This is a genomic window from Flavivirga aquimarina (assembly GCF_030540835.1).
GTDB classification, from domain to species: domain Bacteria; phylum Bacteroidota; class Bacteroidia; order Flavobacteriales; family Flavobacteriaceae; genus Flavivirga; species Flavivirga aquimarina.
Map to the genome: position 1 here is coordinate 75888 of NZ_JAUOEK010000024.1, position 22988 is coordinate 98875.

Consider the following 22988-nt stretch of genomic DNA (forward strand, 5'->3'; position numbering starts at 1 on the left):
TATTTTGAATAAGCAAATTGTACTGGAAGATTTAGGTTTTAAAGACTATAAACAAACCTGGGATTATCAAGAGGCTTTATTTAAAGCCATTGTAGATACCAAAGTTAAGAATAGACGGGAAGAGACCAATCTACAAACAAAAAACCACTTTTTATTTGTAGAGCATCCGCATGTTTATACTTTGGGTAAAAGTGGCGATTTGTCTAATTTACTTTTAAACGAAAAACAGCTTACTGAAAAAGGCGCGACTTTTTATAAAATTAATCGTGGTGGTGATATTACATATCATGGTCCCGGACAAGTAGTGGGATACCCTATTTTAGATTTAGAAAACTTTTTTACCGATATACATAAATACCTTCGTTTTTTAGAAGAAATGATTGTTTTAACTTTAGCTGAATATGGTTTAAAGGCAGAACGCAGTAAGGGTGAAACTGGTGTTTGGTTAGATGTAGGTACGCCATTTGCTCGCAAAATTTGTGCTATGGGTGTTCGTGCTAGTCGTTGGGTGACTATGCATGGTTTTGCTTTAAATGTAAACGCCAATTTAGGGTATTTTGATAATATTATCCCTTGTGGTATTCGTGGTAAAGCAGTAACATCATTAAATGTAGAACTTGGTGTGAAAGAAGTTGCTATGGATGAGGTAAAGGAAAAACTGTTAAAACATTTTGCTAATCTTTTCGAGGCAACCTTCTTTTAATAATCATATAAAAAATTATTATAGGTATTTTATCTATTGTTAAGGTATAATTCTCTTCTTAAACCACCTGGATTAAAGAGATTTCGCATTCTTCTTTTTTGACCCAAGGTAAACATATACATGGATTGGTCATCAACATAATCCATGAAGTTCATAAACATGTCATTACTGTTACAAGAATTTTGAGGATGCGTTGGGTTACCATTGTATTCAGATTCCTGACTGGGTGTATCATCAACTAAGTCACCATCTTCGCAATCCCCATTTTTTCCATAAATATGTTTTAAGTTTAACCAATGCCCAATTTCATGAGTAGCCGTCCTACCTAAGCTATGTATAGGCTCTAATGGAGGTAAAGTTCCAAATACTCTAGGGTCAATTACGACACCATCTATTTTTGGGTCTGAATTTGGAAACTGAGCATAACCGGCAAGTGCTAAATTTCCGTAGCGATCACTTAAATCGGCAATCCAAATATTTAAATACTTATCTCTGGGCCATGCATCTTGCCCGCCTTTATTCGTAAAGTATAACTTTAGGTCTTCAATGGGGGTTTCATCTGTTATACTTTTACCATCAAATCCTGTTACGTCACTTTCTGTTCTTATTATTCCTGTTGTGGGGTTGCCATTAGGGTCTATGGTTGCTAAAGAAAATTCAATAGCGATGTCTGCTACTAAACCAATAAACTCATCAGGTGTTTTTATATGATCCGGATTCTTTTTCCTAAAATCTTGATTTAATACCTCAATTTGTGATCGGATTTTTTCATCACTAATGGTAAATGGTTCTGGTTTATAATTAACGACATGTATAACTACAGGAATAGTAATCACTTCATCAAAGGGGATGTTATTCTCTTGGGGGGTATCTTTGGTACAAGCAGAACAGAATATTATTAAAGCGATTGCTAGTAAAAAAAACAGGTATTTATGGGGCATGTTGTTATATGTTCTTTTTAGATTTGGGATATCATTATTCTATAACCGGGTATGAAATCTTATATACTGTGATTTAGATGCATAGAAATGTATAAGGTTGCGTTAAATCATGCAAATCATTTAGTGTATTTGTGGTATTACTTATTGGGCCATTCATATATAGCCATAAATTATGGGGTTTGGTGTAAAAGAAATTGCTATGGGAGAGGTGAAAGAAAAACTTTTAAAACATTTTGCCAATCTTTTTGAGGTAGATTTTTTTTTTAAAGCATTCAAAATTGCTGGCTTCCCATATTATTATTTCGTTTTTTAAAATATCAGGAGTAATATCATTATCATCATTTCCAATCGTTCCAATATGAATGCCCTCACAGTTATATACAAGAATAGCAGTATTGCAATATGGGCAGCAATTTCTTAAAACGTATACGGTTTGTTCGTCATATTTTGTTTGCGAAAAATACATGAATTTTAAAAAAGTAGAATTTTCTGTTTCAAGTTCGGCAATTTGCTCTTTTAACCAACTTAAATCTTCCACTGGGTTTAAAACATTACAAGTATTGTTAAAATTATCATCATCATTTTTACATGATAAAAAGGAGATAAAAAAAAGTGTCGTGAATAAAAGAGTATTTTTCATATGGGGTTATATCATAGTTTATTTATAGATGTAATAAATAACAAACGATTGCGTTTTTTTAAGAATAGTTTAAAAAAGCCCGAAAAGTTACAATTTCTCGGACTTTTAAAATGTATTCATTTAGGTTTAGCACTAAATCTTTTATTATTTTTTACATGCTGCAACCTCTGGTCTTTTATTCTCTAACAGGTAGCATATTTGAAGTATCTACAGGAAAACTATCATATTTATTATACAGCTTCAAGTATTTTTCCGGATCAATAGGAACTTCATTTAATGTTTCATGTAAACCTTTAAAAAAGCCTTCTCGTTTTTGGGATGGATTAAAAATTAATGTGAGTTTTACTATTTTATTCGTGTCATTTCTAAACCCATGAGGTGTAAATCTGGGAACATAAGCAACTGCTCCCGGTTGGGCTTGATATTCTTTATTTGCAACTTGTAGCGTTAAAATACCTTCATTTATAATAAATGTTTCATCCATAAATCTATGATAGTGTAATTTTGCACCAATAGCCATTGGAGATAGTAAAATCTCATAAACACCCAATTGATCATTAGACATGTCACTGGTAACTTTAAATGTTATTGATGTCGTATTTAGTTCCAATTTTTTACCCTCATTAGGATTAATTATGGATGCCTTATTTGTTAAGCTATCTTCGAAATAATTTTCTTTATTCGTTTTCATTTTTTGCTTTTTTAAATAATTGATTAATGGTTTTTTGTAATTCAAGTCTATTATGTTCCAACTCATTAGCATGACTTGTTCCTTCAAGGGATAATAGTGTTTGAATTTTTATTCCCATATGCCCTAAAATAGCTTTTAAATAAGGCTCTTGAAAATCATACGGTTCCATAGCGGTGCCTTTATATAAACCTCCTTTCACTGTTATTATATGAGCAATTTTATTTTCTAACAATCCGTAATACCCATTTTCATTGATATTAAAAGTATAGCCAATTCTTACTGTCTGATCTAAGTAAGCCTTGAGATTAGATGGGATGTTCAAATTGTACAAAGGGCTGCTTATTAAGATTTCATCAGCAGATTTTAGTTCGTCTATTAATTTGTTAGATAAGGCTGTTGCTTTTTTAGTTTTAGGAGATAGTTGCTCCGAAGGCGTGTAAAAACCTTCAATAGTATCGTTTTGAATATGGGGCAATTGTTCTTTTACTAAATCTCTGTAAACAATTCTTCCTTTTGGGTTTGCGTGCTTCCAATTTTTTTCAAAATAATCAGCTAATGTTCTGGAGTGTGAGCCTACGGTTCGTGAGCTACAATCTATTCTTAATAATGTTTTCATCTATTGATATTTTAATTTCAATAGGATGACAAAACGGATAAAGAAAACGTGACAGGTTTATAAAAAGAGTGACGATAATTTTTCTGGATCGATTACAGAAAATACTTGTTTGATTTTATTGTTTTCTAGCTCAAAAATTTGACAATTTATTAGTGTATCATCTTGATAAAACAATAAAGCTGGTTGATGGTTTATTGTTGTTATTTTAATTGTTAATAGTTTTTGATAGGTTCGATATACATAAAGTAACAAGTTTGATGTAGCCCTTTTTCCAGTAGTTAATTCTCTTATTACTTTTATTTTAGAACCACCATCTGCAGATAAAGAGATGTCTTCTGAAAGTATTTTTTCTAAACTCTTTACATCGCCATTTTTAATAATATGTATATAATTTTGAAAATAGGTAGAGGTGTTTAATGAACTATTTTGGTTCTCTGCTCTATATTCGACCAATTTTATTTTTGTTCTACTCAATATTTTTCGAGAGTTTTCAATAGTAGTATCAATAGTTTTAGCAACTTCTTTATGTGAGTAATCGAACACCTCCTTCAATATAAATACCGCTCTTTCTTTTGGAGTTAATTTTTCAAGTAGCACTAGTAAAGAATATGATATTATTTCTTCGCTATTTATATTATCATCTGCATTTTCTGTAGCAAATGGCTCTGGAAGCCACATTTTATTAACGGTGATTTTACTTTTCTTCTTCTTGATATTTATGGATTGGTTGACTACAGCTTTTATTAAATAACCCATTTCGTTTTCGATCTCTGTTTTTTCTATAGAGAGGTATTTAACTAAAACATCTTGTATGGCATCCTTAGCATCTTCAACAGAGCCTAAAACATTATAGGCATAAGGGAATAATTTATTTTGGTAGTTTTTCAATTTCTAGTTTAATAGGATGACAAATTAAATGATGAAAACGTGACATTTTGGACTAAATAAAATTAATAATGGTACTTTTTGTACCTATATTTGAGATACTATAATCATTTTTTTAATCAAAGAAATTTGTCCTAAATGATAGTAGCTGTGTTCAATAATCCCTTCAATATTTCTTTGATAACTTCCGTATTTTTCATCTACAAATGTGCCTTGTAATTTTTCTTCCGACATTAGTTCGACATGAGTTGCAAATTTTTCTGTATTGGACCACATATCATTCAATAGTTTACTCCAGTCTTCCTCAGATTTAATTGGAGGGAAGTCAAAGCTATGTTTATCCCTAATTTCAAGTAAACCTCCTTCGAAAACGTTTAAAACTCCAGCTATATAATAATTAATATGTTGAGCTAGAGTCGCAATAGTGTTTAAAGATTCAATTTTAATTATAGCCTGTTTCCAAGTTGTATTCGATAATAAATCTTTATAGTTTGTATTGGCAATCCATTGTCCGTTTAAAAGAACTTCTTTAAAACGTGTTGCAATTTGTTTTGAGTTTTCCATTTAATGTTTTTTGTAACCAAAAAATCAGATATAAACTTAATAGAACTCTGGAGTTATTTTATGAGAATTGTTTTATATGTTTTAGTCGTTAAACGAAGCTAACTAAATTTTTGTGCAAAATCGAGTTAAGCCTCAGCATTAAAAAACACTTTGTAATAGTGCATTTTTTTCTCATCATCATAACCGCGTTCTAAATACTCTGTAGAGGCATCTGGTGCGTCAATATCTAATTTAATTTGTATGTTAGTATCTAATTTAATGTCGGTTTTAATTTTTTTCTTTTCTTTAGTAACTACACGTTCGGCAATATCAAATTGGTTTCTAATAATCAGATTTTGCTCACTTTCATATTCCTTTTTATAATCTTCAAACTGTCTTATTTGCTTTTCTTCTTCAAAAACCCCTTCTTTAAATTGCTCTACGTTTACAACTTCATTTTCTTTAAAGAAATCAATAGTTTTAGCTAAAAAGGAGTTCTGCTCTTGTGCACTGTATTCAGTTTTTAATACCTCTGTCGAGAATTCTTTACAAAGCTCAATATACTGTTGGGTGTGGTTATTAGCATCGTCGGCATATTTGATATTTAAAAATTGATTTATCCAATATTGCGCATCGTAGCTATTATTATCTACACTTAAAACAATAGGGCCTTCGGTATCATTTTGATTTAAAACTAAACAGCCTTTATCAACTTTTTTAGAGTTAATCCCTTTTTGTACCAATACATCATAACTCTTATTTTCTAAATAGGTTTGAAAGAAATTAACTTTGCTTTCTATTTTAAAAATACCAATAGCATTAGTGGTCATATCCAGATATTCTATACCTTCAAACAGTACGATTAAAACATCGCCGGTTTTTATATTAGCCGAAGTAGATTGCTCGAATAAATGAGTTACAATATGTTTTGAAATATCTATAAAAGCATCTTCATCATCAAATAACTGCTTGCAATAGCTATTAATTTCGTTTAAAGAAATATTAGCATGGTGGTTAAACCTGTAACTTTGTACTACATTGGTAAATGGGCGTAGTAAAAATGGGAGCATTAAATCGTAACTGGCTTCATCAAAATCTACTATATTCTCAGAAAAAGCATTTTTAGTATCGTTAAACTTATTTCCAACTTTATGAATAATGAATTTTGAAATTGAGGCATTTTTTCTTGAAATCATATGGGTTGCTTATTAAATATGCAATACTATTAAAATAATTAGAATTAAGAGTAAAGAAGAACGCCAAAGCATAAGCTTTGACGTTCAAGACCCGGGGACTTCAGATTTGGTTATCGTTATGTTTTTAAATTCATCAAATAAATGTTTATTTATTGATTAAATTCTTACTTCAATAAAATTCTTAAAATAATCACTTTTATTTATAAACCTTATTCAAGAAGGTTTAAAAAAATGTTGTAAATAATTGATTAATAGCAGCCTTAAAGATAAAAATTAGTTTTTCATATACAAAAAAAATACAAAATTTATATACATATGTTAATATACAGGTAAATAATTGAGAATTCGACTACAAGCTAGTTGATTTGATATAAAATAATGGAATTGTTTTCTCCTTTACTCACGAATTCAAGATTTCTGTCTCCATCAATATTATCCAATATTATTGGTGAGTTTCCGTATACCGGAAAGTTGGGTAATAGTTTTGCTTGACTATTATAAAGATAAATTTTGTTGGCTTGTTTATCGGTGGTCGCTACATAAATTTTATCGTTGATATAGAATAGGTGTGGTGCAGAATAATCTCCATAATCAAGCTCTGTAGTCTTGCTTTTAATAGTTAGTTTATTCTCGTCTAATACCACAAGGGTTTTACTTGAAGTTTCTAAATAATGCTTTTCTGATATGTTTAAATTTTTAACAGCTGTATTTCCTCTGGAGTCTATGGTTATTAAATTTCCATCAGAGGTTGTGGTTGTAAAATTGTTCTTGTATAAGAATACAGGCTGATTGGAATAAGAACTAGATGTTTTTGGTGTCACTCTGGTTCTCCCTGTTCTATCTAAAATATAAAGTTTGTTTTTTGTTTTAAGTGTGATGTAATCTTTACTGCCAATTCTAAAATGTTTTGGCTGGGACACTATCGTGCTATTTGCAGACTTAAATGTAAACCCGTTTACAATCTGTGCTTTTACATTGTACATCAAAACATGTTTGCCTTGTGTAACTAATAATCTGTAATTTTTGTTTTTGTCATAATCGAAAAGAGCCAGAGGTTGAGTGATTTCGTCATTAAATTTGATTGGAAATGGTGCTACATCCTTACCGTTTCTGTCAATAACATAAATTTTGTTTGGGGTTGCAAAAACGAGCTGCAATCGACCATTTTTATAAATATCAATTTGTTTAATAGTACCCAATACAGCGCCTTGTATTTGTTTTTTCCAAAGAATTTTTCCTTTATTAGAAAATAAATAAAGGTTATTATTTATGTCTTGTACAACAATCTCTTTTTGTTTGGTAATATGATTTTTTACAAATTGAGGGTTGGTTAATATGTCTGTATCTAATTTAATATTTAATTCTTCAGAAACAGAATGTAATAAGGCTTTAGTTTTACTCTTTTTTATGATGCCATTTACATGCGCGAAATTAGTCTCATAGATAAATTGTAAGGCAGAGGTGTTATAATTGTTCAGCTTATAATTTGAACCTCCTTTGATGTTTTTGTTCAAAATAGTTTTTAAAGAAGTATGGTTTACTACCTGCATTAATGATGAAGCATCGCTTAAATGGTTTTTTATATCTTGAAAATATGCTTTTTTATTTAGTGTTGTTTTGTTTTGGTAATTGGCAATAATATTTTGAAGCATTTCGGTACTACCGGCAAATACAAAAAAATTATCTAATATACAGTACCTATTGGTATTATTGAATGATACTAAAGGCGCAAAAGTTTTAGAAAACATATCAGGAAGGCTAAAACCAAAAAGGGGAACTTCTCTATAAGAACCAATTCTGTTTTTTTCACTTAAAAGAGCATCTTTAGTGGCTATAACGTCAATAGAATTTAATACAATAGCTTGGTCTTTTCCTTGGTAAATAATACCAACTTCAATAATATCATTAAAAAGCGTCGTGGTGTTACTTATAGAATCTTTACCATTAAACTTGTTTAAATTGGTTTCTAAAGTTTTATAGTCATCGAAAGTAAAGCTCATAAAACCATCACTGTTAGAAGGCGTAATATTTTGAGTTTGATTTTCTTGAGGGAGGGTATTCTTAAAAATATTGATCAAACTTTTCGATGAATCTATAGCTTTTGTAATACCATTAAAAAGAATATCATCCTGATTTATACTTACATCGGCTGTTATATAATTGGTAAATGTTTTAAAAGAAAGCGAGTCTTCAATAAAAAATGATTCCAAAAATGTAGTGTCAGGTTTTAAAATAACCGAGATGGTTTTATCATCACTAGTTATGTTGTACATTTTCTCTAACTCAATATTTATGGCTGCATTACTAAAAAGAGTAGTAACAATATCTTTTGAAGAAGAAGCAAAAAAGATACTGTCTGTAATAGTGCTATAAAATGAGTCTTTATTTAATGTAGATTTAGTAATGGTTTTATTCTTATAAGAAAGAGTCTCTTCGATATAGTTTGGTAACGAATCGGTTTCAAACAATTGTTGATTATGTTTTGTTATGATTGAATATTGTAAACTATCTTTTGAGTCTTTCGATAAGCAAATCAATATCTCATTTTTAGGTTTTAAATAAGATAAGATACTTAATGTGTTTTCTATGTTTTTGTATGAGTCTGTTTTAGAGACTTTTTGTAAAAAATCACTATTATTAATACTGCTTTTTAAGCTTTCAAGATTTGAAGTTTTTAAAATAACAGAGGTGTTTTTCGGAACAAAATCAATAAGTTTTGAACGATTTTTTTTAGTCTTTGAGCAGTTAAAAACCAATATAAGAAGAAGGGAAAAACAAAAGACTCTCATAAAATAAATTACTTTTTACAAACCTACATATTTTTCATTTTATAATGCATATAAAAACTTGGTAAGTAAGGTTTACTAAATGTCTAACTTTAATTGTTCTGGAAGAAGTTTAAACGATTTTCTGTGATATTTTGTTATACCATATTTTTTAATAGCTGCTCGATGCTCTTTAGTAGGGTAGCCTTTATTTTGTTTCCAATTATACATGGGGTATTCTTCATGAATAGTGTTCATATAGATGTCACGATAAGTTTTTGCTAAAACCGAAGCAGCAGCAATACTTAAATATTTACCATCCCCTTTAATAATAGTTTCGAAAGGAACATTATTATAAGGTTTAAATTTATTACCATCAACGATTATAAATTGTGGTTTTTTAACTAGCAAATCTATAGATTTATGCATTGCTAAAATAGAAGCATTTAAAATATTAATGCGATCAATTTCCCCTTGAAATATATGTGCTACTCCAAATGCTAAAGCTTGTGCTTCAATAATTGGTTTTAAGGTTTCCCTTTTTTTTTCACTAAGCTGTTTAGAATCATTTAGTATTGAATTTTCGAAGTTTTTAGGTAAGATAACCGCAGCAGCAGTAACAGGACCTGCTAAACAGCCTCGTCCAGCCTCGTCTGTGCCACATTCTAAAGAATAATTTGAATGACTTTTTAATAACATCTAAATAGGAATATTGTCAAATTTATAATTTTACATACTAATTATTATGCACGCTCAATAAATTTATTCATTATTATAAGAATTTGATAGAGCGTATTATTAAATATTGTTTTTAAAGCGAATATTATGATAATAATTAAATATAATAATTAAAATTTTACGAATTTCATAATTGAAAAAATGCAAGTTGATGATGATCAGCTACTTTTTTCATGGGTTTTTTTGTTTTTTAAATATAATATTTAGATGTTTGCAATCGACTAACTCAAAATAAATATTATAGTTTTATCTTTTAAGAAGATGACTAATATTTAAAAAGAAAGCCAGCCATTATTGCTGGCTTTCTTTATTTTTAAATATTTTCACTAAATTGTTTCGAAGTTAGGTGTAAAAATCTTTAGGTAAAATAAATGTAGCTGTGCTAACTAAACCTATAAGCCTTTTTAAAAGAGTATTTAAATAATACTAAACCCCAAATAATTGACAATTTCTGAACTTAAATATTTTTTTGTCTTTTTTAGTAAATTATATAATAGAACATTTTGTTAACAACAATATGGACAAGATTAATCTGTAACATGTCCATTTATTATAATTGATGAGTATTATAGAGAAAACAACACAAGAAGAATTTGAAGAAGTCTGGACTAAATTTGTAAATGGTGATAAAAATGCTTTTTCATTCATTTATAATTCAAATATAGATGCGTTGTTTTCATATGGTATAAAATTAAACTCAAATAAAAGTTTTGTAAAGGACTGTATCCAAGATGTTTTTTTAGATATCTATGAACACAGAAAGCAAATTTCTACACCTAGAAATATTAAGTTTTATTTATTCAAAGTACTCAAGCGAACTATGTTTAGAGAGTTGAAGAAAGCGAGAAAGAAAAATAGTTTACCAGAACAAGAAAATCTATCTTTTTTTACAGAATATAATATAGAAACCAAGACTATTGATAAAGAAGTTGAAAAGCATCAAAAAAAACTTATTGAAAGTATAATTAAAGAACTGTCGGCTAAACAACAAGAAATACTATATTTAAGATTTACAAAAGGATTCAATTATATTGAGATTTCAGAAATCATCGACATTAATCATAATTCTGTACGTAAACAGGTTTATAGAGCTATAAAAAAATTGCGTAAAAGCCTAACTATAAATAATATTACAGATTTAAATATTTATTCTCTTTTAGTAATGGTTTCATAAAAAAGGTACCTCTTAGGTTCCTCTTTAAAATATTCATTCTTCCAAATTGCCAAAAATTAAAAAAGAAACCCTGGTATAACTACGTTTCTAACTTATTTAATTTTCTCTTTTTTTATCTAAAAGATAAGATCTTCATAATCAACTTGTTGTGATTTATGCTATTTATTTTTTTGAGAATACTTCTAAAAAAGTGTCCACAAAAATGAGACTTGATACCCTATAAGAAATAAAAGTAAAATGTATGGAGCTTTATTCTAAATATATAGAGAATGATTCTTTTTTAAGTTGGGTATACAACCCAACGCCAGAAACAACTAATTTTTGGAAAGATTATGTGCTTAAAAATCCGCAAGAAAAAGAAATAATTTATGCCCTAAAAGAAATTTTAATAAGCATAAAACCTGAAGATGTCACGCTTTCAGAAAAAGAAAAACAAGAAGTATTTACGAAACTTTTAAATGAAATAGATGCTAAGAATAAACCAAATAAAGTATACAGTTTTGTTAAAAGAACGTATAAATATGCAGCAATATTAATATTAGTATTAATTGGAGGAAAAGCGGTTGTTAATACCATTTTTGAAAAGAACAGTGATTTCAATTTTAATACGATAAGTGAAATATCTTTAGATTCTTTAGGAAAATCGAATACGCAGTTAATTATCGGATCAAGAGAGCCGCTATTGATTGATAGAAAGAAGTCCCTAATTGAATATACAAAACATGGAAATGTTGTTTTAAATGAAAAAGATACCATAAACGGCAATATATTAAATGAAGGAAAAAACTTTCTTTTTAATAAATTAATCGTACCTTTTGGGAAGCGAAGTAAGATCATATTACCAGATGGTTCAGTGGTGCATCTTAATGCTGGAACAAAGTTCGTGTTCCCTGAAAAATTCGCCTCTAACGAGAGGACGGTTTTCCTTTCAGGAGAGGCCTTTTTTGAAGTAGTAACAAATAAAGAAAAACCATTTGTAGTAAAAACTATCGAAGAGAAGATTTCGATAGAAGTATTGGGAACAAAGTTTAATGTATCTGCTTATCCAATAGATTCGGATATTTTAACAGTTCTAACGGAAGGTAAAGTTGTAGTTGTAGAGAAAAACATATTTAAAACACAAAGAGCAATTTTAAAGCCAGGACAATTAGCTTCATGGAATAAAAATACCGAAAAAGCCAATGTTAGAGACGTTAACACAGATAACTACACATTGTGGATTCAAGGGCTTTTACATTTTGAAAGCGAATCAATAATAAATATTGTTAGAAAAATGGAACGCTTTTATAATGTAAAAATAATTTTCGAGAATATGTCTGGTGCAAAAAGTATAAACGTAAGTGGAAAATTGGACCTAAATGATAAAATAGAGCAAACACTTGAAAATTTAACAGCAACAACAGAACTTAAATTCGAAATAATAAATGACAAAAAATTTATATTAAAGTAAAAAAATCAGAGAATGCGCCAACATTCTCTGAATAAAATAAACTGCTATAGGGGCAGCTTAATGTTTAATTAAAAACTAATTCAAATTTATGAAAAATAACCAACGTTTCTACGACTCCCTCTTGGATTTTAGAAATAAAACTCTATTCGTGATGAAGGGTCTCACCACTTTTTTAGTAGTATTTTCATTGTATTCTTTTTCAAATTCATATTCTCAAAACAAAAAATTGAGAATAGAGATTAAGGAAGCTACATTAATGAATATGATTGAATCTATAGAAAATCAAAGTGAATTTGTATTTATTTACAATGATGAAGTATTACCTGAATTAAAAAAAGCTTTAGGTAATATTCAAATTAAAAATAAATCCATTTATAAAATTTTAGATAGAGTTTTAAATAAAGAAAAGCTTGTTTACTCTGTAAATGAGCGTCAAGTGATTTTAAATAAAAAAGAAGAAATTCTTGATTATAAATTACAACAACAAATTTCAGGAGTAGTTACTGCAGATGTAGATGGTTTACCATTACCGGGTGTTAACATAATAATTGAAGGGACATCGAGAGGTGTGCAATCAGATTTTAATGGGATTTATGCTATAAATGCAAGCGAGGGAGATATTCTAAAAGTTAGTTTCGTAGGGATGCAAACTAAATATGTTACAGTGGGGCTAAATGATGTTATTGATATTGTTATGGAAGAGAGCCCTGAAAGTTTGGACGAGGTGGTAATCACTGGATATCAAAATGTAGATAGAGAATTATTTACAGGAGCATCGCAAACTATTAAAGCGGCTGATATTAAATTAGATGCAGTCCCAGATTTAACAAGAAGTCTAGAAGGTAGAGCTGCTGGTGTGAGTGTTCAAAACGTAACAGGAACTTTTGGCGCAGCCCCTAGAATTACAATAAGAGGGTCATCTTCTATTTTAGGAGACACAAAACCTATTTGGGTTGTAGATGGTGCGATACAAGAAGAAATTGTTGATATATCATTTCAAGACTTAGTTGCTGGTGATCTTAATAGTTTGTTAAGTTCTGCTTTAGCAGGATTAAATGCAAATGATATAGAGAGTTTTGAAATCTTAAGAGATGCCTCTGCAAGTGCTCAATATGGAGCAAGAGCTTTAAACGGAGTTGTAGTGATCACTACTAAATCTGGTAAGAGGAATCAAAAACCAGCTTTTAATTATACTTCAGAATATGCTGTTAGAGCCATTCCGAGTTACGATGAATATAACCTTTTGAATTCGCAAGAAACGGTTTCAATTTACAGACAGTTGGCAAGCCAGCAAGTAGGACAAATAACAAATACAGGAGTGGTTAATGGACGAAACGGTGGTATTTATAATTTATTATACAATTCATTAGAACCTAATGAACAAGGCGTTTTTGAAGTTAGTAATACTCCAGAAGGAAGAGCTAGATTTTTACAACAATACGAATTGGCAAACACAAATTGGTTCAAAGAATTGTTTAGACCAACACCTACCCAAACACATACTTTGAGTTTTTCCGCAGGTGGTGAAAAAAGTACCACATATGCTTCCATAGGTTATTTTGCAGACCCAGGATGGACTATAGCAGATAGAGTAAGAAGACTAACGGGTAATTTAAGAAACACATACTATTTAGGAGATAATGATAAATTAAAAATAACTACGCAGCTAAATGCCTCTATAAGAAATCAAAACGCACCAGGTACCTTAGATAGGGAATCAGATAACTTTTTTGGTTCATTCAATAGAGAATTTGATACAAACCCTTTTAATTATGCTCTTAATACAAGTAGAGCAATACGTCCAAGAGATAATAATGGCGATTTAGAGTTCGTCCGTAACAATTGGGCACCATTCAATATTTTACAAGAAATAGAGAATAATTCTGTTGAACTAAATGTTAACGATGTTCGTTTTCAAGCGCAATTAGATTACAAGATTAATGATCATCTTGAATATTCTTTTTTAGGAACAGCTCGCTATGCAAATTCAACAAGTGATCATGCTACTACAGAGTTTTCAAATGCAGCAGAAGCCTACAGAGCAAATGATAATACTATAATAAGAGATGCAAACACATTTTTATTTCAAGATCCAGAACTTCCAAATTCAAGTCCAAGAGTCGTGCTTCCAGTTGGAGGTATTTTAAGAAGTAATAGAAATACGATTACAACATATACCTTTAGGAATACTTTAGAATATAAGAAGCGGTTTAAAGATGACATACATGGATTGACACTTTATGGAGGTCAGGAATATAGGCATACAGATAGGTCGGCTGTATTTAATACGGGTTATGGCTACCAATTTTCAAGAGGAGGTACTGTTTTTACAGATCCAGATATCCTAAGAAAAGCAATTCTGGAAGGAGATGATTATTTTGGTTTTCAAGAAACCAGAAACAGAGAAATTACGTTTTTTGCCAATGCAACTTATGATTTTGACAAGAAATATGTTTTGAATCTTTCAGGGAATTATGAAGGCTCCAACAGAGCTGGTAAATCTGACGGTACCAGATGGTTACCAACATACACCGTTTCTGGAAGATGGAACGTTCATAGGGAAAACTTTATAGATAACTTGGGCATTATTAATAATTTAGTACTAAGGACTTCTTATGGTTTATCTGCTTTGATCGCTAATACCGCTTCTAATAATGAAGCCATATTTAGAAATCAAGTTACCGATAGAGGTTTTATATCAGATAGAGAAAATGCCATTGATATAATAGATTTGCAAAACTCAGAACTAACCTGGGAAAAGCAAATAGAATATAACTTAGGATTAGATATTGGTTTATTCAATAACAGAATAGCCATGAATATTGATGCTTATTTTAGAGATGGAAAAGACTTAATAGATTTTATAACAACCTCTGGGATTGGTGGAGAACCCATAAAATTAGGAAACTTCTCTTCTTTAGAAACTAAAGGAATAGAATTTCAGCTTAATACGGTAAATGTATCAAATGATGAATTTAAATGGAATTCTGGTTTTAATATATCATTACTTGATCAGGAAATTACAGAATTACAGCAAGAGCCCAATGTATTTGATTTAATTACAGGAGGTCAGTTTGGTAATGCAGTAGGCTTTGCTCCTAATTCTTTGTTTTCATATAATTTTGAAGGATTAGATAGTGATGGATATCCTACATTTACTTTGCCAGAAGATGGTATCGACTTTCAGTCAACCGATGACCCACTGTCTTATCTTAAATACGAAGGGCCAACATTACCTAATGTTACAGGCGGTTTCGCTAATAATTTCAAATACAAAAATTGGGATTTTAGTTTCTTTATTTCGTTTTCAGCAGGTAATAAAATTAGATTGGATCCAGCATACGCATCCAATTATTCAGATTTATCAGTTTTTCCTACTGAATTTCTCAATAGATGGTTAACCCCTGGAGATGAAAATATCACTAATATACCAGTGATTCCATCAACACAACTCATACAAAGACGTGGGGAAACGAACTCTAGACAGATCTATAATGCCTACAATTACTCTACAGAACGTATAGCTGATGGAGATTTTATTAGAATGAAAAATATTACCCTTGGATATTCACTGGATAAAAACATTGTTCAAAAATTGGGGATGAGTCGCTTCAGGCTAAGTTTACAAACTACAAATCCATTCCTGTTTTATTCTGATAAAAAATTGGCTGGGCAAGATCCAGAATTTATAAGGTCTGGTGGTGTTGCATTCCCAATTACTAGATTATATACGTTTACAGTTAATGTTGGATTTTAATAAAAAGAACTATGAAAAAATATAATTTAATAAAAATATCTGTCATTACGTTATTTTTAGTTTTAGTATCATGTGATGATATATTAGACGAGTCTCCAGACAATAGAACAGAGATAGATTCTTTAGAAAAAATAAGCGAGCTTTTAGTTAATGCGTATCCACAAGCTTTATATACTCCTTTTTTAGAACCAATGTCCGATAATGCAGATGATAAAAGTTTTTCTGCTGAAGAATCCCGCTTAAATGATTTTATGTATGAGTGGGGCGATTTTTTTGATAATGATGAAGATACACCAACCTTTTATTGGAATGGGGCTTACGAGGCTATATCACAAGCAAATCAAGCTTTAGCTTCTCTAGATGAATTAGGAGTAATTGATGTGAATCAAAGAGGAGAAGCACTTTTATGTAGAGCCTATGCTCACTTTATGTTGGTAAGTATTTTTGCAAAAGCCTATAATCCATCAACTGCTTCGTCAGATTTAGGAATTGCCTATATCACAGAGCCAGAAACTACATTGCTGCCTCAATATACAAGGCATACTGTACAAGAAGTTTATGACAATATAGAAACAGATTTAGTTGAAGGACTCAAATATATTGGCAATGATTTAAATTATAGTGAGCCAAAATTTCATTTCACAACAAGAGGAGCCAATGCATTTGCATCTCGTTTCTATTTAGTTAAGGGTGATTGGCAAAAGGTAATAGATTATAGTAATGAAGTTTTAGGATCTGGATCTGGTGTTAATGACTTAAGAGATTATGAAAATGATTACAGGGTAGCTGGTTTAAGTTATAGCGAAAGAGCTTTGAGGTTTTCTTCAACTCTAGAACCAGCAAATCTTTTAATTACAGTAGGTTCTTCAGTGTATAGTAGAAATCACGCTTCTTTGCGTTTTCAATTAAGCGGTGATCTAGCCAGAGAGCTTTTTTTCAATGGTAATGCTGCAGGGCTGGCATGGTCTGAAACGGTATTTGGCCAAGATTTGTTTTTCAACGTTCCAAAATATGATGAGTATTTTAGAACAACAAACCAAGCAGCTGGGATAGGGCTTGTTTTTGTGCAAACCCCGATTTTAACAACTGATGAAACTATGTTTAACAGGGCTGAAGCTTACGCGATGCTTGGAGAATTTCAACTAGCAGCTGATGATTTAAATACATTATTGTCTGTAAAGTCTGAAGGATATACTAGTGCTGCTGTACTATCTACTGATGATATTACAACCAATTTCGGAATTGATTCAGATTTTTATACACCACATTACCAGATACCAGCAAATGCATTACCCTTTGTAAATGTCATTTTACAAACAAAACGATCCGTATTTTATAATGAAGGCTTACGTTGGTTCGATATGAAAAGGCATGATATAGTAGTTGAGCATGAAAGACAGTTGACACCAAGTGTTTCAGAAACATTAACGCTACCTAAAGGAGATAACAGAAGGGCATTGCAAATCCCAACGGAGGCGCAATCTCGCGGTATTTTACCTAATCCAAGATAGCCTTGTTAAACTTTTAAAATGATTAAAATGAAAAACATAAAAAATATAATATGGGCAAATCTTGTATTAGTTGCTTTACTAATAAGTTCATGCAGTGACTCTTCTGATACCATAAAAGAAAGCCAAATAGATGCAAGTACACCAATTCTATCAGATTTAGATGTATGGTTAAGATCTAATTTTGTTTCACCTTACAACATTGAAATATCATACTTATGGGGAGCAAGTAATACTGATATCGCTAGATTTTTATATCCTATGAAGGAAGATGATGTGCAACGCTGGTCTGAAACCATAAAAAGAACTTGGATCGATCCCTATAATAAATTGGGAGGTGAGGATTTTATAGCAGAAATTACGCCACGTCAAATAGTATATTCAGGAGGATTTAATTTTAATCCAAACAGCCCTACAATAACATTGGGTATTGCAGAAGCTGGTACCAGAATTACATTTTTTAATTTAGACTTTTTGGATTATTCTGATGTGAATAGTGTTAGAAGACCTCTACAAACATTGCATCATGAATATGCACATATCTTAAATCAAAAATTTCCTTTTACTGACGATTTTGGTTTAATTACACCTGCAGATTATACCGCACAGTGGTTTAATTTAGGTTTTGATGAGTTTGGTAATCCAGATCCTTCAGAATATTTGGATTTAGGATTTATTACAGCATATGCATCAAGTCAAGAAAATGAAGATTTTGTTGAAATTGTAGCAACTATGCTAACAAACTCCAGAGCAGATTTTGAAGCAATTATTGATAGTGCGAGTCCTTCTGGGCAGGCAATTATAAGACAAAAGTTAGAAATTGTGCTAACGTATTTTCAAGAGAATTTTGGTATAGACCTTTATGAATTACAGGAATTAGCATATCAAGCACTTTTAGATAGTTTGGACTAAAAAAAAATAAAAATGAAAAAAACAATTAATTATATATTCAGTTTATTAATGTTAACACTAGTTCTAAACTCCTGTGAAGTAGATAGAACTGAAGAAATATTTGACGATTCGCCAACAGTAAGAATAGATAAAGAAATAAGTGAATTAAGAACATTATTGCTGTCAGAATCGCAGGGGTTTTCTGGGGTATATTTTCCAAATGATGATGTTGTGGGAGGCATTAATTTTCACATGAATTTTACAGAAGATCTTAGAGTTAAAATAACATCAGATTTCAAAAGCACTACGAGTCTTACAGACACGAGATACGAGATTGTTACAGGAACTACTTCGGCAGAATTAGTGTTTACAAGTGGATCGAGACATATAACGGATTTAATCCAAGATGGAGCGGCAGGATTTAATACCTTTTTTGGGAGCAATTCATTTCAATATGCAGGTGAAGAAAATGGTAATATTACTTTTAAAGATGTGCGTAGCGATGGTGTTTTTGTAATGTCTCCCTCAGGTTTTACAGATTTTGATACAGAAAGTGTCGCTAGTGCAGATATTACTTATGCTAATAGACAAGCTTTTTCAGAAGTTGATTGTGCAACTGCGTCTGTGTATGATAATCTTGTGATGGAAATAAATAATGGAGGTGAAACCATTAGTTATATTTTGAACTACGATCCAAATAATATTTTCTTTGATGCTGAAACTACAGATGCAGGAGGTGTTAGTTCAAGGCAAAGTCTTGGAGTCGCTTTTACGTTAATTGGAGGAGAACAAGCAATATCAATTAGCCCTGTATTAGAGGTTGGAGATAATAGCTTCAAGGATTTTATCTTAGATTCCAGTGCACCTGAAGTTCAATATGTAGCAACTGTAAATGGGGCTACTGCAAGAATCCTTCAAACGTCGCCATCTGTTCCTACGGGAGAAGATATTTTTGAGTTACCAGGTTCAACGTATATTTATGATACAGCAGACGGGACAAATCCATTATTAAGCCCTTGTTTTCAAGAACAGGTATTAGATCAAATTAATACTAATTTAGATAATCGATTTGGTCCAGGAGTATTAAGATTTTCTTTTTTTGCTGTTTTCTTAAATTTTGAAGGTAACTGTACTAATTTGGCGATCTTTTTGCAAGATGCTAACGGTGATAATTTTAGAGCAAATTATTGTCATTTGGCAAGTATTCAAGATAATACATTGTTCTTAGAGTATCAAGGGCCATTTTCAGGAGCTAACGACGCATTTTTTGAAGCAGATGTACTGCCTTTAATAGCGTTTTTCGGTAGCTCTCAAGGTTTGCTTTACACTAATGAAGGGGCATTCAGAGGAAGTGTCAGTAATTATCTTAATGCTGCAGGAGCTTTTACTAGTTTGGATAACGAATCGCTTAGAGCTTATGGGTACTTTTTTTAATCGAAAAATTCGTCCGATAACATAAGAATTAAAATTAGCTAGTAATAATCTAACCCTATACTTACATCAAGTAAGTGTAGGGTTTTTTGTGTTCGAAAAATATGATGAAATTAAAATATAATTTTCCCATTTTTCCACGTTATCATATTTTGTATTTACATTTGCACCGTTTACACATAATTATGAAGAAACTATTTTTAGCCCTTTTTTTAATATGCCTTTTTAATCCATTAAACGCGCAAACAAAGTCTAAGACTAAAAGGTCTTTGTCGGATGCAGTTGTGAAGAAACAAGATTCGACGAAAAAGAAAGACCCTAAGGATAAAAAAGCCAAAATTCAGGATTACTTAATAATCTCACATGTAAACGATACAACATTTGTAGATACCACATTAACAATTCAAAAAGAATATAAGTTTAATTATTTAAGAAGGGATAATTTTGGTTTAATACCATTTTCAAACTTAGGACAAACATATAATAGTTTAACCTATGATTTTCAAAATACCAGTTTAATGCCTGATTTTGGTGCTCGCGCAAGGCACTTTAATTATATGGAGATTGAAGATATTAATTATTATCGTGTACCAACGCCACTAACAGAATTGTTTTATAAATCCGCTTTTGAACAAGGACAATTATTAGACGCATTTTTTACAGTAAATACATCACCACGAGTCAATTTTTCGATAGCATACAAAGGATTGCGCTCATTGGGTAAGTACCAGCACATATTAACAAGTACAGGTAATTTCAGATTTACAACAAACTATAGAACTAAAAATAACCGTTACAACTTTAGAGGACATATAGTAACGCAAGATTTGTTAAACGAAGAAAATGGCGGACTTAAAGATGATCCAAGTGTAGAGAATTTTGAAACAGGGGAAGATGAGTTTATAGACCGTTCTATCTTAGAAGTGAATTTCGAAAACGCAGAGAATATTATAAGAGGAAAACGTTTTCATTTAGAACACACTTATAAAATCATTAGGAAAAAAGACTCGTTATCAAAAAACAAACTTAGTTTAGGACATATTATGTCTTTTGAAGATAAATACTATGAATATAATCAATCTGCATCAGATGTTTTCTTTGGAGATGCATTTAAAAATTCTAGTCTTAGAGACCGAGCAACATTGGAAAATTTTTATAATCAAGTACAATTAAACTATAGTAATAATATTATTGGTGATTTACAATTTAATATAACCAGTAATAATTATAACTATGGTTACGATAAGTTGGTAGTATTAAATGGAAATACCATAACGAATAGATTAAAAGGCGATATATTTTCAGCAGGAGGTAAGTATCATAAAAAATATAGAGGTTTCGATTTAGATGGAGCGTTCGGTTTAAATGTATCTGGCGATTTTAACGGCAATTTTTTTAAAGCAAAAGCCACTTTTAAACTTAACGACGATTTATCGGCAATAGCATCAGTAAACCATAGCTCAAAAGCACCAAACTATAATGCTTTATTATATCAAAGTGATTATATAAATTATAATTGGCAAAACAATTTTAATAATACAGAAACAGAGCAATTGGCATTCCAATTAAAGTCTAAGAAAATTGCTAATATCTCAGCCGATTATTCTACAATAAGTGACTATGTTTATTTTAAAGAGGACGAAACAAGTAGTCAAGTACAGGCGTTTCAAAATGACAATTCAATTAGTTATTTAAGAATTAAATTAGATAGAGAAATAAAAGCGGGTAAGTTTGCCTTAAACAATACTGTGTTATATCAAAAGGTAACAGACGAAAATAATACATTAAATATGCCGGAACTTACAATCCGTAACACTTTATATTATTCCAGTCATTTATTTAAAAAGGCCATGTTTCTGCAAACAGGTGTAACTTTCAATTATTTTACTAAGTACTATATGAATGCTTACAATCCTTTATTAGCAGAATTTTATGTGCAAACAGAAAGGGAATATGGTGGCTTTCCACGATTAGATTTCTTTTTAAACGCAAAAATCAGGCAAACTAGAATCTTTTTTAAAGCCGAGCATTTCAATTCATCTTTTACAGGATACGATTTTTATTCGGCACCCAACTATCCATATAGAGATTTTACTTTACGTTTTGGTATTGTATGGAATTTCTTTTTATAATATAAGTACTAGGGCGTTTCCCAAAAGGGTCGGGCTTTCGTCAGTCGCTTTTTTATGTTGCATATGTGCAACAACATAAAAAGAGCTTCAACAAATGCCTCAATCCCTAACGCGGGGATGTTCGTATAAGTCATTTTATAGTCCAAAGATTGAGCATACCATTAAAGGTTTCTGATTAATAAAGTATAAAATGATACAAAAAGTCACAAATCATCTATAGGTAAGATTACCGATTTGTGATTATCTATACGCATATAATCGCACAATATTCGTCGCACAATTTAACATCTTAGAGCGATTTAGTGTCAAAACCGGCAGCTATCCTCTCACAATTTTCCGTGCAAATACCAAAAACGCCAAAAATGTTTAAAAAATAAAGAGTTATAAATAGCGGAAAACAAGGCATTTAAAAAGGGAATAAAAAAAGAATAAAAAAAAGATTAAAAAAGGTATTGCGCAATACAAAAAGGGTCGTATGTTTGCAGCCGCTAAAAAAGACAATGTCTATGTAGCGAAGTTCATTGACAAGCACGATAAAATAAAAGCGAAAAGAGCGATAAAAAACTTTTTTCAAAAAAAGATTTAAAAAGTATTGTGTGAGTTAAAAAAGGGTTTTATATTTGCACCCGCTTAGCAAGGAAACAAGTTAAGACAAGAAATAAAAGTTCATAAACATATTGAATTGACAGCGTAAGAAAGTTATTGGAAACGATAACGATCGACAAACGAGAATAGACCATTTTGAGTACTAGAAATTCCAAATTTAGTTGTTGATAAAACAAGTCAAACAAGACTTAAAAAATTAACGATGAAGAGTTTGATCCTGGCTCAGGATGAACGCTAGCGGCAGGCCTAACACATGCAAGTCGAGGGGTAACGGGGTAGCTTGCTACCGCCGACGACCGGCGCACGGGTGCGTAACGCGTA

17 protein-coding genes and 1 rRNA gene are annotated in these 22988 nt (G+C 30.9%); 9 read left to right on the plus strand and 9 right to left on the minus strand.

Going from position 1 to position 22988, the window contains the following annotated elements; all coding sequences use genetic code 11:
• The first annotated feature begins 4 nt into the window (after positions 1 to 4).
• Positions 5 to 703, plus strand: coding sequence for a lipoyl(octanoyl) transferase LipB (gene lipB / locus Q4Q35_RS01315; RefSeq protein WP_303276113.1), 699 nt, complete (start codon positions 5 to 7; stop codon positions 701 to 703).
• Positions 704 to 732: 29 nt separating this feature from the next.
• On the opposite strand, the gene Q4Q35_RS01320 is transcribed toward lipB, so the two are convergent.
• The 9 genes from Q4Q35_RS01320 to rnhB form a co-directional block, all read right to left on the minus strand.
• Positions 733 to 1644 (minus strand): zinc metalloprotease, encoded by a 912-nt coding sequence (locus Q4Q35_RS01320; protein WP_303276114.1) that lies wholly within the window; start codon positions 1642 to 1644, stop codon positions 733 to 735.
• 223 nt (positions 1645 to 1867) lie between these two features.
• Complete coding sequence (locus tag Q4Q35_RS01325; RefSeq protein ID WP_303276115.1) at positions 1868 to 2284, minus strand: hypothetical protein; 417 nt, start codon at positions 2282 to 2284, stop codon at positions 1868 to 1870.
• A gap of 175 nt (positions 2285 to 2459) precedes the next feature.
• Complete coding sequence (locus Q4Q35_RS01330) at positions 2460 to 2975, minus strand: cupin domain-containing protein (protein ID WP_303276116.1); 516 nt, start codon at positions 2973 to 2975, stop codon at positions 2460 to 2462.
• The gene (locus tag Q4Q35_RS01335; RefSeq protein WP_303276117.1) at positions 2962 to 3591 is read right to left on the minus strand and encodes an FMN-dependent NADH-azoreductase; all 630 of its coding nucleotides are present in this window, start codon (positions 3589 to 3591) and stop codon (positions 2962 to 2964) included. Before Q4Q35_RS01335 ends, Q4Q35_RS01330 begins: the two co-directional genes overlap by 14 nt.
• A 57-nt stretch (positions 3592 to 3648) precedes the next feature.
• Positions 3649 to 4479 (minus strand): sigma-70 family RNA polymerase sigma factor, encoded by an 831-nt coding sequence (locus tag Q4Q35_RS01340; RefSeq protein WP_303276118.1) that lies wholly within the window; start codon positions 4477 to 4479, stop codon positions 3649 to 3651.
• An 84-nt stretch (positions 4480 to 4563) separates the two neighbouring features.
• A complete protein-coding gene (locus Q4Q35_RS01345) occupies positions 4564 to 5040 on the minus strand; it encodes a DinB family protein (RefSeq protein ID WP_303276119.1) in 477 nt (158 codons plus the stop codon).
• A gap of 125 nt (positions 5041 to 5165) precedes the next feature.
• Positions 5166 to 6215, minus strand: a complete 1050-nt coding sequence (locus Q4Q35_RS01350; protein WP_303276120.1) for a nucleoid-associated protein — start codon at positions 6213 to 6215, stop codon at positions 5166 to 5168.
• Between the two features lie 356 nt (positions 6216 to 6571).
• Positions 6572 to 9004 (minus strand): ribonuclease HII, encoded by a 2433-nt coding sequence (locus tag Q4Q35_RS01355; protein ID WP_303276121.1) that lies wholly within the window; start codon positions 9002 to 9004, stop codon positions 6572 to 6574.
• A gap of 75 nt (positions 9005 to 9079) precedes the next feature.
• Positions 9080 to 9679, minus strand: a complete 600-nt coding sequence (rnhB, locus tag Q4Q35_RS01360) for a ribonuclease HII (RefSeq protein WP_303276122.1) — start codon at positions 9677 to 9679, stop codon at positions 9080 to 9082.
• A gap of 598 nt (positions 9680 to 10277) precedes the next feature.
• On the opposite strand from rnhB, the gene Q4Q35_RS01365 reads away from it, so the two are divergent.
• From Q4Q35_RS01365 to Q4Q35_RS01400, 8 genes are all read left to right on the plus strand, one after another.
• The gene (locus tag Q4Q35_RS01365) at positions 10278 to 10892 is read left to right on the plus strand and encodes an RNA polymerase sigma factor (protein ID WP_303276123.1); all 615 of its coding nucleotides are present in this window, start codon (positions 10278 to 10280) and stop codon (positions 10890 to 10892) included.
• A 241-nt stretch (positions 10893 to 11133) separates the two neighbouring features.
• Positions 11134 to 12342 carry a FecR family protein gene (locus tag Q4Q35_RS01370; protein WP_303276124.1) on the plus strand — a complete coding sequence of 403 codons (1209 nt, stop codon included), beginning with the start codon at positions 11134 to 11136 and terminating at the stop codon, positions 12340 to 12342.
• Between the two features lie 151 nt (positions 12343 to 12493).
• A complete protein-coding gene (locus tag Q4Q35_RS01375; protein WP_303276125.1) occupies positions 12494 to 16099 on the plus strand; it encodes a SusC/RagA family TonB-linked outer membrane protein in 3606 nt (1201 codons plus the stop codon).
• A gap of 11 nt (positions 16100 to 16110) precedes the next feature.
• A complete protein-coding gene (locus tag Q4Q35_RS01380; RefSeq protein ID WP_303276126.1) occupies positions 16111 to 17610 on the plus strand; it encodes a RagB/SusD family nutrient uptake outer membrane protein in 1500 nt (499 codons plus the stop codon).
• A gap of 27 nt (positions 17611 to 17637) precedes the next feature.
• Positions 17638 to 18519: a substrate import-associated zinc metallohydrolase lipoprotein gene (locus Q4Q35_RS01385; RefSeq protein WP_303276127.1), complete on the plus strand. Its 882-nt coding sequence runs from the start codon at positions 17638 to 17640 to the stop codon at positions 18517 to 18519.
• A gap of 12 nt (positions 18520 to 18531) precedes the next feature.
• Positions 18532 to 19932, plus strand: a complete 1401-nt coding sequence (locus tag Q4Q35_RS01390) for a DUF4302 domain-containing protein (protein WP_303276128.1) — start codon at positions 18532 to 18534, stop codon at positions 19930 to 19932.
• 182 nt (positions 19933 to 20114) lie between these two features.
• Positions 20115 to 22061 (plus strand): putative porin, encoded by a 1947-nt coding sequence (locus Q4Q35_RS01395; protein ID WP_303276129.1) that lies wholly within the window; start codon positions 20115 to 20117, stop codon positions 22059 to 22061.
• An 805-nt stretch (positions 22062 to 22866) separates the two neighbouring features.
• A 16S ribosomal RNA gene (locus tag Q4Q35_RS01400) occupies positions 22867 to 22988 on the plus strand; the annotation flags it as partial.